Below are 11,701 nucleotides of genomic sequence, written 5' to 3' on the forward strand. Positions count from 1 at the left end.
TCGGTTATCCGACACTCACCTTCCGTACATGATCTTGATGGCCTTGACGAGTCGGGCCACGTCGGTCGGGGTCCGTTCGAAGGTCATCGACGGCAGCAGCGAGCGGGCCCGACGGCGGGTAACGGCCTTGGCCCGGCCGAACTCGCGCAGCCCGTCCTCCCCGTGGACCCGCCCGAAGCCGGAGTCGCCGACCCCGCCGAACGGCAGGGTGGACATGCCGGCGAAGGTCAGTGAAGAGTTGATCGAGGCCATTCCGGAGCGCAGTCGCCGCGCGATGGACACCGCCCGCCGCCGGCCGAAGACCGAACCACCCAGGCCGTACGGCAGGGCGTTGGCGCGGGTGACGGCCTCGTCGGCGTCGCGGACCCGGCTGATGGTCAGCGTGGGGCCGAAGGTTTCCTCGCGGACGGCGGCCGACTCCTCCGGGACGTCCACGAACACTGTGGGGTGCACGTACGGCGGCTGCACGGCGCTCGGACCGCCGAGCACGGCACGCCCGCCGGAGGCGATCGCGGCGTCGATGTGCCGACGGATCACGTCGAGCTGTCCGGGCATGGTGATCGGCCCGATATCGGTGCCCTCCGGCCCGACGGTCAACTGACCGGCTCGGGCCACCACCTTGTCGACGAAGGCGTCGAAGACCGAGTCGACCGCGTACACCCGCTCGATGCCGATGCAGGTCTGGCCCGCGTTGGTCATGCCGCCCCAGACGCACGCCTCAGCCGCGGCGTCCAGATCGGCGTCGCTGTCGACGATCATGGCGTCCTTGCCGCCGCCCTCGATCAGCACCGGGGTCAGTGTCTCGGCGCAGGCGGCCATCACCCTCCGGGCGGTGGCGGTCGAGCCGGTGAAGGCCACCTTGTCGACCCCGGAGCGGCACAGCGCGGCACCCACGTCGCCCAGCCCGTGCACGGCGGTGAACACCTGGTGCTCGGGCACCACCTCGGCGAAGCTGTCCACCAGCCACTGGCCGGCGGCCGGGGTGTATTCGCTCGGCTTGAGCACCACGGCGTTACCGGCGGCCAACGCGTACGCGGCGGAACCGATCGGCGTGAAGACCGGATAGTTCCACGGCCCGATCACACCGACCACGCCGTGCGGCTGGTATTCGAGGTGACCGGAGAACTCGGCGAGGATGAGCCGGGACCGCACCCGGCGCGGGCCGAGCACGCGGCCGGCGTTGCGGGCGGCCCAGTCGATGTGCTCGATCGCCGTGACGATCTCGACGATGGCGTCGGCGATCGGCTTGCCACCCTCGACGTGCACCAGCTCGGCCAGCTCCTCGATGCGTTTGGCGAGCAGGGCACGCCACCGCAGCATCCGTTCGCGGCGGTCGGTGAAGCCGAGCCCGGCCCACCACCCGCCGGCGGCGCGGGCGTCCTCGACGGCCCGCCGCACGTCGGCGTCGGTCGCGACCGGGAAGCGGCCGGCCTCAGCGCCGGTGGCCGGGCTGGTGGAGACCAGCCGACCCGCCTCGATCGCCGGAAGGCCCGGGACATGCACAGCCGTCATGGCGGAAGTCTAGACCCGAGGATTACTCACCGGTAGGTCCGGATTGTGGCCGGCCGGACCGGCGTCGTACCGCTGCGCCTGGTCGTTCATCAGTGCAGCTCAGGGTGTTGGTGGTGAACGAGGCCCGCCCGAATCGTCGAACGGCGGGTAGCCGGGAGGTGGCGAGGAGCTGACCGGCCGGTCGGTATCGATGATTACCGTCTGATGGCAGGCTGACGCGCGGAGTAACGGTGTGGGGTGGAGGGCTGACTGTCCATGGAGGAACATCCGGAACTGATGCCACTGTTGACGGTGGCGGGTGGGCCGATGCGCGGAGCGAGTTTTCGACTTCGGGTCGAACCGCAGGTGGTCGGTCGGGCGCCGACCGGTCACGTCGTCATCAGCGACCCGCACCTGAGCCGCCGCCACGCTGAGGTGTGGCTGGCCCCGGAGGGCCCGTCGCTGCGGGACCTCGGCTCGACAAACGGCACCTGGCTCAACGACCGTCGGATCACCGAGGTCGAACGTCTCTCCGACGGCGACGTGATCCGACTCGGCCGTACCGAACTGCGCCTCTTCGACCCGGGAGTGGCGCACACCGATCCGGTGGGGCTCAGCTTCGGCCCGTCCCGGCGGGACGTCCGACCGACACTGCCGCTGCCGTTGGCCGCGCCGCCCAGCGTCCGCCGCTGACCGGCGCACGCCGACCCGGGCGTGGCCCACACCTGGGGCGCGCCCGGGGTGGCTGTCCGACACCTGGACCGGCGTCGGCGGGCCTGGCACCATCCCGCGGATGGAAACCGAGCAGCGGAGCGTGACGGCGAACGGCATCACCCAGGCGGTCCGGGTGGCCGGCCCGCCGGACGGCACCCCGGTGCTGCTGATCCACGGCAACTGCTCGTCCGCGCTGTTCTGGGAGCCGCTGGTCCGGCGGCTGCCGCCGACGCTGCGGGTGGTCGCCCCCGACCTGCGCGGGTACGGCGACTCCGCGACGGCACCGGTGGACGCCACCCGAGGCCTGCGGGACTTCGCCGACGACGTGGCCGCCCTGCTGGACGACCCGACGCTCTTCAGCGCCAGCGACACCCGCCCGGTGGTGGTCGGACACTCCCTCGGCGGCGGAGTGGCGATGCGACTGCTCGTCGACCACCCACACCGGGTGGGCGCGTTGCTGCTCGCGGCACCGGTCTCCCCGTACGGCTTCGGTGGCACCCGCGACCTGACCGGCACACCGACCACTCCCGACTTCGCCGGCACCGGCGCGGGCACGGCGAACCCGGACTTCGTGGCCCGGCTCGCCGCCGGCGATCGGAGCGCGGACACCCCGGCCAGCCCACGTGCTGTGCTGCGAGCCACCTACGTGGCCGACCCGGCGGCACTCGGCGCGGACGAGGACCTGCTCCTGGACACCGTGCTCTCCACCGCCACCGGGGACGACAACTACCCGGGCACGGCGGTGCCCTCGACGAACTGGCCGGGCACCGCGCCGGGGGAGCGTGGTGTGCTCAACGCGCTCGCCCCGACCTGGTTCCGGCTCGCCGACGAGTTGGTGGCCGTCGCCGACAAGCCCCCGGTCACCTGGGTACGCGGCGACGCCGACGTCATCGTCTCGGACACCTCGCTGTTCGACCTGGCGTACCTGGGCTCGCTGGGTCTCGTGCCGGGCTGGCCCGGCGAGGAGGTCTGTCCGCCGCAGCCGATGGTCGGCCAGACCCGGTCGGTGCTGGAGCGGTACGCGGCGGCCGGCGGCGCGTACCACGAGGTGGTGCTGCCCGGCTGCGGGCACAGCCCACACCTGGAGCGGCCGGCGGAGTTCGTCGCGGAACTGCTGGCGCTGACCACCGGGCCCGCCGCCTAGCGACAGCGCGTCGTCGGCGGTGAAATATGCCACGGCGTCTCGACAACCAAGCGTCACGTGGCAGACTCGCGCGCATAGCCTTAGCGGCCGTTCAGGGGCCGTGCGGAGTGTCTGGGGAGGCCGGTCGTGGCGCGCGAGTTCAGCACCGTGGGTGTGGTGGGGCTGGGCACCATGGGTGCCGGCATCGTCGAGGTCTTCGCCCGCAACGGCATCGACGTGGTCGCTGTCGAGATCTCCGAACCGGCGCTGGAACGCGGCCGGGCCACCCTCACCGCCTCCACCGACCGGGCGGTCGCCAAGGGCAAACTCGCCGCGGCGGACCGCGACGCCCTGCACGAGCGGGTGCACTTCGCGGTCGGACTGCCCGCGCTGCACTCCGTCGACCTGGTCATCGAGGCGGTGCCCGAGCACCTCGACCTCAAGCAGCGGATCTTCGCGGAACTGGACCGGGTCTGCCGGCCGGAAGCCATCCTCGCCACCAACACCTCGTCGCTGAGCGTCACCGAGATCTCGGTGGCCACCACCCGGCCCAACCAGGTGATCGGCATCCACTTCTTCAACCCGGCGCCGGTGATGAAGCTGGTCGAGGTGGTCCGCACCGTTGTCACCTCGCCCGAGGTGGTCGCCGATGTCGAGGCGCTCTGCGCCCGGCTCGGCAAGGTCGACGTCACCATCAACGACCGGGCCGGCTTCATCGCCAACGCGCTGCTCTTCGGCTACCTCAACCACGCGGTCGCCATGTTCGAGTCGCACTACGCCGCCCGGGAGGACATCGACGCCGCGATGAAGCTCGGCTGCGGCCTGCCGATGGGCCCGCTGGCGCTGATGGACCTGATCGGCCTGGACACCGCGTACGAGATTCTGGACACCATGTACCGGCGCGGCGGGCGGGACCGCCGGCACGCCCCGGTGCCGCTGCTCAAGCAGATGGTGACCGCGGGGCTGCTCGGTCGGAAGTCCGGCCGGGGCTTCTACACCTACGAACGGCCCGGCTCTCCGGTGGTCGTACCGGATGAGGCGACGCCGCTGACGACGGAGGCCGGGCTCGCCGACGGCGCGCGAGCGATCGCCAAAGTTGGCGTGGTGGGGTCCGGGACGATGGCCACCGGGATCATCGAGGTCTTCGCGAAGGCCGGCTACGAGGTCGTGTCGGTGACCCGCGGCGCGGAGAAGTCCGCGACGGTCTGCGAGGCGGTGAAGACCTCGCTGAACAAGGGCGTGGTGCGCGGCAGGCTCGCCGAGGCCGACCGGGACGCCGCGCTCGGCCGGATCAGCTGGTCGGCCACGCTCGACCACCTCGCCGACGTCGACCTCGTGGTGGAGGCCGTGGTCGAGGAGTTGAGCGTGAAGAAGGCGCTCTTCGCGAGCCTCGACGAGATCTGCAAGCCGGGCGTGGTGCTGGCCACCACGACCTCCTCGCTACCGGTGATCGACGTGGCGATGGCCACCCACCGACCGGCCGACGTGGTGGGGCTGCACTTCTTCAACCCGGCGCCGGTCATGCCGCTGGTCGAGGTGGTCCGCACGATCCGCACCTCCCCGGAGGCCACCGCCACCGCCCGCGCCGTCTGCGCCGCGCTCGGCAAGACCGGTGTCGTCTGCGGTGACCGGTCCGGGTTCATCGTCAACGCGTTGCTCTTCCCCTACCTGAACGACGCGGTGAAGATGCTGGAGGCCAGCTACTCGACGGCCGACGACATCGACCACGCCATGAAGCTGGGCTGCGGCTACCCGATGGGCCCCTTCGAGCTGCTCGACGTGGTCGGGCTGGACGTCGCGCTGGCAATCCAGCGCGAGCTGTACCTGGAGCTGCGCGAGCCGGGCTTCGCGCCCGCGCCGCTGCTGGAGCACCTGGTCACCGCCGGCTACCTGGGCCGCAAGGCCCGTCGCGGCTTCCGCGACCACTCGCACCGCTGACCGGGTCAACGCCGCGGGGTGCCGGCTGCGTCTGCAGGGTGTGACCTTCGAGGAGTACGTCAGCAGCCGGGGACCGGCGTTGGTCCGGCTCGCCCGGCTGCTGACCGGTGACGAACACCGGGCCGAGGACCTCACCCAGGAGGTGCTGTCCCAGGCGTACGTGCACTGGCGCAGGATCGCCCGCGTCGATCGGCCCGACGTGTACGTGCGCCGGATGCTCGTCAACGCCAACCACTCCTGGTGGCGACGCCGGTCCAGCCGGGAGCTGGTCGTCGACTCCTTCGCCGAGCGGGCGCAGCGCGGCGACCTCGGCGGCGAAGCGGCCGACCGGGACGAGATGTGGCGACTGATCCTCGGCCTGCCCGACCGCCAGCGGGCGGTGCTGGTGCTGCGCTACTACGAGGACCTCGACGACACGACGATCGCCCAGATCCTGGACTGTTCGCCGGTCACCGTCCGTACCCACGCGATGCGGGCGCTCGCCAACCTCCGGGAGCGCTGCGGCGCCCCGGCCACGAACGGGAGCCGACCGTGACAGACCTCGACCAGCGGATCGATCAGACGCTGCGCGAGCGCGCCGAGGGCAGCGTGGACACCGACCGGCTGCTTGCCGTCGCGGTGTCCCGGGGCCGGGCGCGGATCCGCCGCCGACGTACCACCGCCGGCACGGTGCTGGGGGTGGTGGCCGTGTTCGGCGCGGGCGTGGCCATCGGTCCGGTGCAGCTCTCCGGCTCCGGACCGGACGTCGTCATTCCCGGGCTGGGCCGGCCGGGTGGCGCCGTGGGGGCCGCGACACCGCCCCGGCTCGACGGCGTACCGGGCGCGGCCGCCCGACCCGATCTGGTCGGCGCGGACCCGAACGTGCTGCACTTCGGGTTCGCGCCGGACGGACCCCGATACCTCTCCTGGTCGGTGCAGGGCGGCGTCGAGATGGCGCGGCTCGACGTCGGCGGGCGCACCGTCACCGTGGAGCTGGCCGCGTCCGCGGACGCCCTGCCCATGCGCGCGCAGGGCCTGCCGGCGCTGGTGCCCGAGCTGATCAGGGACGGCGTCTTCGACGGGTCGGTGTCGCACGCCGAGGGTCCCTACGGCGTCCTGGCCTGGCTGCGGCACTGGCAGCCCGCCCCCGGGGTGTACGCGCGCGCCAGCGGCAGCGGCCCGGACGAGCGGGCACTGTTCGACGTGGCCGCCGCGTTGCGCCTCGACCAGGCGCACCGATGCGGTGGCCCGCTGCGACTCACCGCGCTGCCGGTAGGCACGCAGCTCATCAGGTGCGAGATGACTGTGGCACCGTTCCCGGCGGCGTTCGGCGTGGTGATGACGGTCTCCGGAAGCACCCCGGACGCCATTCAGGTCCAGTTGCAGTACGCGGCCAGCATCGCCGGCATCCGCACCGAGGGAAATCGGACGATCGGTGGCAGACCCGCATACTTCGATCGCCAGAGTGGAGCCCTGGAGCTGCTCGGCTTTCCCAAGGCCCACCTGACCGCGGGCTCTGCCCAGCCGGGGCGGGGACACGACGAGGAGGACGCGGCAACGGTGCTGGGCGGCGCGCAGGTCGCCGAGTCGCTGGACCAGCCCGCGACCTGGTGACCGAGCGGGGCCGCGCCACCAGACGGACCGTACGCTTGGTGACTGTGAGCCCCCGTCGCAATCGCCCTCGCCGGGACGAAAACGCCAACCTGGACGCCGACCGCGTCCGGCAGGGTGTCGCCTCGGTGCAGCAGTGGACCGACGGCGCCTGGCAGGTACGCGGGATCGGCGCTGGGGCGTCCGTCAAGACGTACCGTTGCCCAGGCTGTAACCAGGAGATCCGACCCGGGGTGGCGCACCTGGTGGCCTGGCCGGCCGACGGCCTGGGTGACCTGACCGACCGGCGGCACTGGCACAGCGGCTGCTGGCGAGCCCGGGACCGGCGCGGCCCGGCGGTGCAACGCGGCCGGGGCAGCCCGCGCTACTGACCGGCCCGGCCGGGGTGCCGCTCGCCACGGCTGGGCGGCCCGCGCGCCGCGGCTCAGCGACCTGGATCACGCCGTTCGTGCCTGGGCGGGCGGCGGCGGTGACTTCACGACACACTTGGGCGGTGAGCACAGCGATCCGCGCGTCGTCGATCCTGCCCGGCCGCCGGGAGGACATCGAGCTGCACACCGCCGACGGTCTGCGGCTGGTCGGCGAGCTGGCCCTGCCGGCCGACCGGCCGCCGGTGGCCACCCTGGTCTGCCTGCACCCGCTGCCCACCCACGGCGGAATGATGGACAGCCACGTCTTCCGTAAGGCGGCCTGGCGGTTGCCGGCCCTGGCCGACCTGGCCGTGCTGCGGTTCAACACCCGGGGCACCAGCAGCCTGCGCGGCACCAGCGAGGGAGCGTTCGACGGCGCGGTGGGGGAGCGGTACGACGTGGCCGCCGCCATCGAGTACGCGGAGTTCGCGGAGTTGCCCAACATCTGGCTCGTCGGCTGGTCGTTCGGCACCGACCTGACCCTGAAGTACGGCTGTGACCCGGCGGTCGCCGGGGCGATCCTGCTCTCCCCGCCGCTGCGCTTCTCGACACCTGCGGACCTGGCCACCTGGGCCGCCTCGGGTCGGCCGCTGACGGCGCTGGTGCCCGAGTTCGACGACTACCTGCGGCCGGCCGAGGCGCGGGAGCGGTTCGCCGCCGTGCCGCAGGCCGAGGTGGTCGGGGTGCCGGGCGCCAAGCACCTCTGGGTGGGCGACGCGGAGACGGTGCTCGACGAGATCGTCCGGCGGGTCAACCCGGCCGTCGAGGTGCCGCTGCCGACGACCTGGGACGGCCCGGTGGAGGCCGGCGACGTCAGCGCGTACGCCGACCGGACGGTGGCCTCGTTCGCGGACACGCCCGTGCCGCAGCCGGGCGACTGACCGGTCACCCTCTCTCCTGGCGGGGCAGCACCACCTCGCGCAGGATCAGTTGCAGCGCTGCCACCGTGGGGATCGCGATCAGCGCGCCCACCACGCCCAGCAGGGCCACGCCGAGCAGCGCGGCCAGCAGGGCGGCCACCTCGTTGACCTCCACCGAGCGCCGCATCACCTTCGGGTAGATCAGGTAGTTCTCCACCTGCTGGTAGACGAGGAAGAAGACCGCACAGGCGATGCCGGTGGGCAGGTCGGTGGCGAAGCCGACCAGGCTCACGATCACCGCCCCCAGGGTGGCGCCGATCTGCGGGATCAGGTCGGTCACCGCCACCACCACTGCCAGCGCGAACGGGTACGGCAGCCCGACGATCAGCGCGAAGACGAACGTGGTCGCGCCGGCCAGCACCGCGATGCTCAGCGCGCCGACCATGTAGGCCCCGACCTTGGCCAGGATCTCGTCGCCGATCAGCTGCACCCGCTCCCGCCGCGACCGGGGCACCAACGAGTAGCCCAGAGCGCGCAGCTTGTTGAAGTAGGCCAGGAAGTAGATGGTCAGCACCAGCACGGTCAACGTCCGGAACACCGTGCCGAAGATCAGTTGCGCGCCGCCCAGCACCCCGCCGAGCGCCCGGCCGACGGTCTCCGCGTTGGCCGCGCCCTGCACGCGCTCCACCACGTCGTACCGCTCCACCAGGTCATTGACCGTCGGATTGCGGCGCAGCTCGTCGAGCAGGTTCGGGATCTGGTCGATGAACTGCCCCGACTGCGTCACGATCGGCGGGACCAGCGCGACCACGCCGCCGCAGAGCAGCAGCACCACTGTCAACGCGACAGCCGCCACCGCCAGGCCGTGCGGCACGCCCCAGCGGCGTAGCCGGACCACCGCCGGGTTGAGGCCGACCGCCAGGAAGAGCGCGATCACCACAAGCACAAGGATGCCGCCGGCATTGCGAATCCCCAGATAGAGGGTGTACGCCAGCAGCACGCCCAGCGCCCCGGTGAACCCGATCAGGAAACTGCTGCGGCGCAGCGGACGCCCCGGGGTGCCGAACTTTCCGGACGGGACCGCCGGCGGCTCGTCCGGGTCGATTCCCGGAGCGGGAACCGGCACCGGCGGTGGCGTCTCTGCTGGCGGTGGCGTCTCTGCGGGCAGGGGACCGGGGGTCACCTCGGTGTCGTCGCCGGACGGGTCGTGCTGTGGCACCAGGGACCTCCCGGCTCAGGCGGTGGGACGACGGGCGGCGGCCACGAACGCCCGCGACGCGGCCGGCGCGAAGACCAGCACCGGGCCGGGCCGGTCCTTGCTGTCCCGCACCCTCACCAGTCCGGGCAGATTGTCCGCCACCTCGACACACTCACTGTTACCGCTACGGGTGAACGTGCGCCAGCGTGCACCGGTCAGGTCCATGACGTCACAACTTCCTTCATCAGCTCGATCGACTGCTGGCGGGGCAGCGCACTGTTTCTGATCATCTCCCAGTGCGCCAGCAGCGTAGCCACTTCCTGGTCGCTGTCGACCACAAGGCCGTCAATCTGGTGTTCCACGTGCCCGACGCAGCCGACGTCCGCGCCTCCGGCGAGGTGGAACGGACCCGACAGCCCGACGTGCAACCCGGCCTCGGCGGGGACACCCTGCGGCGCGCGAACGCCGCACACCCCGCTGCGACCCACGTGGTGCTGCCGGGCCGACGGTCTGCCCTGGTCCTGTGCGGACGCCCGGCTGCTGCTCAAGGCGGGGTTCGACACGGACCGGCGCGCTGACCGTCCACCTCGCCGGGCTCTACCACGAAGCGGACCAGCTCAATCCCCACGACGGGCCGGCTGTTCGAGCGCTTCGTGGCGTGGGGCCCGTTCCACCGTCCGAACATCGACCCGGACGAGCCCTGGACCCGGACGACGCGCAGATCTTGAACACTTTCCGTCACGCGGGCTTGACGGAAACTGTCCAAGATCTGGTGGTGTGGTGGCTTCGCGGCGGTGAAAGCTGTTCGGATGCTGCCCGCCGACGACGCCGACGCACTGGACTGGCTCGCCTTCGAGCAGGCGGGCGTGCTGACGACCGCGCAGGTCTCCAGCCTGCTCAGCGAGGGGACGGTGCGTGGACGAATCCGCTCCGGCCGGTGGCGGTCGATCTGCCGCGGGATCCTGCTGACCGGCAACGGTCGCCTGAGCCGCGACCAACAGCTCTGGGTCGCGGTGCTGGCAGCCGGACCGGGTGCGATGCTGGCCGGGGTAACCGCCGCCACCGAAGCCGGGGTACGAGGGCTGCGCCGCGAGCCACTGCACGTGCTGGTGCCGGCCGCCCGCCGTGGCGCGCGGACCTCTTTGCGGCGCCTCCCGATCGACATGCCCGCGGTGCTGGTACATCGCACGTCGGTGCTACCGGACTCGCACCGGCAACTCGCCCGTCCACCGCGCACCACCACGGCCAGAGCACTCATCGACGCGGCGGGATGGGCAGGCAGTGTGGAGGAGGCGCAGGGGGTGCTGGCGGCCGGTTGTCAGCAGCGGCGGGTGCTCCCCGAGGAGTTGCAGACGGTGCTCGACGTTCGCCCCCGAGCGCCCCGCCGGCACCTGATCCACCAGACCGTCGGTGACATCGCCGGCGGCGCGCAGGCGCTCTCCGAGATCGACTTCCTGCGCCTCTGTCGCCGGCATCGGCTGCCCGTCCCCGACCTTCAGGAACATCGGGTCGACGCGGCGGGCCGCAACCGCTGGCTGGACGCGTACTGGCGACAGTGGCGGGTGCAGGTCGAGATCGACGGCGCGCACCACATGGACGCCCGGCAATGGGCGGACGACATGCGCCGGCAGAACGACGTGTGGACCAGCGGCGACCGGATCCTGCGCTTTCCGGCCTGGCTGGTCCGCGCCCGCCCCGACGAGGTCGCCGACACAGTCCGGCAGGCCCTCGTCGCCGCCGGCTGGACCCCCACTCAATCCCAGCGCCACCCGACGCACAAATAGATCTTGGACAGTTTCCGTTACGCGATAACGGAAACTGTCCAAGATCTCGACGCTCGTACCCGTCAATCCTTCTCGATGGTGACCTTGCTGGGCTTGGCGCTGCGCTCGTCGGTGGTCGGCTTGCTGGGTCGCTTGCCGTTCTCACCGGTGCTGGTGATCTTGGTCGGCTTGGCGCCCCGGCCACCCTCGCCCGGAACGGCGGCCACGGTCGGCTCCCCGTCCACTCCGGCGCTGGCCGCGCCTCCGTCGACGGTGGTCACCGGCTCGGCCACTGGCCGGGTGGTGGACTGCTCGGCACCCTCGGCCCCGGCGTTCACCGGCTGCCGGGTGTCGGCGGGCTCGGCCTTCAGGCCGGTGGCCGCACCCGACCCGGTCGATGTACCCGCGTCGGTGGTCGTCGTGCCGGTCCCGGTCGTCGTGCCCGCGTCGGTGGTCGTCGTGCCGGACCCGGTCGCCGTGCCGGCGTCGGTGGTCGTCGTGCCGGTCCCGGTCGTCGTGCCGGCGTCGGTGGTCGTCGTGCCGGTCCCGGTCGTCGTGCCGGCGTCGGTGGTCGTCGTGCCGGTCCCGGTCGTCGTGCCGGCGTCGGTGGGCGT

12 protein-coding genes and 2 pseudogenes are annotated in these 11,701 nt (G+C 72.2%); 9 read left to right on the forward strand and 5 right to left on the reverse strand.

The window, feature by feature from the left end; translation table 11 throughout:
• Positions 1-15 precede the first annotated feature (15 nt).
• Positions 16-1,512, reverse strand: coding sequence for an aldehyde dehydrogenase family protein (locus tag ABZU25_RS19735; RefSeq protein ID WP_355030797.1), 1,497 nt, complete (start codon positions 1,510-1,512; stop codon positions 16-18).
• Positions 1,513-1,767: 255 nt separating this feature from the next.
• Here ABZU25_RS19735 and ABZU25_RS19740 point away from each other — a divergent pair, with 255 nt between their 5' ends.
• From ABZU25_RS19740 to ABZU25_RS19770, 7 genes are all read left to right on the forward strand, one after another.
• A complete protein-coding gene (locus ABZU25_RS19740) occupies positions 1,768-2,184 on the forward strand; it encodes an FHA domain-containing protein (protein ID WP_355030798.1) in 417 nt (138 codons plus the stop codon).
• A 100-nt stretch (positions 2,185-2,284) separates the two neighbouring features.
• Positions 2,285-3,349 (forward strand): alpha/beta hydrolase, encoded by a 1,065-nt coding sequence (locus tag ABZU25_RS19745; RefSeq protein ID WP_355030799.1) that lies wholly within the window; start codon positions 2,285-2,287, stop codon positions 3,347-3,349.
• 126 nt (positions 3,350-3,475) lie between these two features.
• Complete coding sequence (locus ABZU25_RS19750) at positions 3,476-5,266, forward strand: 3-hydroxybutyryl-CoA dehydrogenase (RefSeq protein ID WP_355030800.1); 1,791 nt, start codon at positions 3,476-3,478, stop codon at positions 5,264-5,266.
• Positions 5,267-5,306: 40 nt separating this feature from the next.
• Positions 5,307-5,801 carry a SigE family RNA polymerase sigma factor gene (locus tag ABZU25_RS19755; RefSeq protein ID WP_355030801.1) on the forward strand — a complete coding sequence of 165 codons (495 nt, stop codon included), beginning with the start codon at positions 5,307-5,309 and terminating at the stop codon, positions 5,799-5,801.
• Positions 5,798-6,859, forward strand: coding sequence for a hypothetical protein (locus ABZU25_RS19760; protein WP_355030802.1), 1,062 nt, complete (start codon positions 5,798-5,800; stop codon positions 6,857-6,859). Before ABZU25_RS19755 ends, ABZU25_RS19760 begins: the two co-directional genes overlap by 4 nt.
• A 38-nt stretch (positions 6,860-6,897) precedes the next feature.
• Positions 6,898-7,227 carry a hypothetical protein gene (locus ABZU25_RS19765; RefSeq protein WP_238670517.1) on the forward strand — a complete coding sequence of 110 codons (330 nt, stop codon included), beginning with the start codon at positions 6,898-6,900 and terminating at the stop codon, positions 7,225-7,227.
• A 122-nt stretch (positions 7,228-7,349) separates the two neighbouring features.
• On the forward strand, positions 7,350-8,147 hold the full coding sequence (locus ABZU25_RS19770; RefSeq protein ID WP_355030803.1) for an alpha/beta hydrolase: 798 nt from the start codon (positions 7,350-7,352) through the stop codon (positions 8,145-8,147).
• 4 nt (positions 8,148-8,151) lie between these two features.
• On the opposite strand, the gene ABZU25_RS19775 is transcribed toward ABZU25_RS19770, so the two are convergent.
• From ABZU25_RS19775 to ABZU25_RS19785, 3 genes are all read right to left on the reverse strand, one after another.
• Positions 8,152-9,231, reverse strand: a complete 1,080-nt coding sequence (locus ABZU25_RS19775) for an AI-2E family transporter (protein ID WP_355030816.1) — start codon at positions 9,229-9,231, stop codon at positions 8,152-8,154.
• A 129-nt stretch (positions 9,232-9,360) separates the two neighbouring features.
• Positions 9,361-9,549 (reverse strand): DUF397 domain-containing protein, encoded by a 189-nt coding sequence (locus ABZU25_RS19780; protein WP_355030804.1) that lies wholly within the window; start codon positions 9,547-9,549, stop codon positions 9,361-9,363.
• Positions 9,540-9,812: a Scr1 family TA system antitoxin-like transcriptional regulator gene (locus ABZU25_RS19785; protein ID WP_355030805.1), complete on the reverse strand. Its 273-nt coding sequence runs from the start codon at positions 9,810-9,812 to the stop codon at positions 9,540-9,542. The genes ABZU25_RS19780 and ABZU25_RS19785 overlap by 10 nt, the downstream gene beginning before the upstream one ends.
• On the opposite strand from ABZU25_RS19785, the pseudogene ABZU25_RS19790 reads away from it, so the two are divergent.
• Positions 9,778-10,052, forward strand: a pseudogene (locus tag ABZU25_RS19790) (hypothetical protein); the annotation flags it as partial. The gene ABZU25_RS19785 and the pseudogene ABZU25_RS19790 overlap by 35 nt on opposite strands.
• Positions 10,053-10,133: 81 nt before the next feature.
• A complete protein-coding gene (locus ABZU25_RS19795) occupies positions 10,134-11,108 on the forward strand; it encodes a DUF559 domain-containing protein (protein ID WP_355030806.1) in 975 nt (324 codons plus the stop codon).
• 62 nt (positions 11,109-11,170) lie between these two features.
• On the opposite strand, the pseudogene ABZU25_RS19800 reads toward ABZU25_RS19795, so the two are convergent.
• A pseudogene (locus ABZU25_RS19800) lies at positions 11,171-11,701 on the reverse strand (hypothetical protein); the annotation flags it as partial.

The organism is Micromonospora sp. NPDC005215 (assembly GCF_040607915.1).
Lineage (GTDB): Bacteria > Actinomycetota > Actinomycetes > Mycobacteriales > Micromonosporaceae > Micromonospora.

Excerpts from the sequence above, each read along its gene's own strand:
- ABZU25_RS19735 (WP_355030797.1), bottom strand. The coding sequence starts at position 1,512 with ATGACGGCTGTGCATGTCCCGGGCCTTCCGGCGATCGAGGCGGGTCGG.
- ABZU25_RS19745 (WP_355030799.1), top strand. The coding sequence starts at position 2,285 with ATGGAAACCGAGCAGCGGAGCGTGACGGCGAACGGCATCACCCAGGCG.
- ABZU25_RS19795 (WP_355030806.1), top strand. The coding sequence starts at position 10,134 with ATGCTGCCCGCCGACGACGCCGACGCACTGGACTGGCTCGCCTTCGAG.
- ABZU25_RS19780 (WP_355030804.1), bottom strand. The coding sequence starts at position 9,549 with ATGGACCTGACCGGTGCACGCTGGCGCACGTTCACCCGTAGCGGTAAC.
- ABZU25_RS19740 (WP_355030798.1), top strand. The coding sequence starts at position 1,768 with ATGGAGGAACATCCGGAACTGATGCCACTGTTGACGGTGGCGGGTGGG.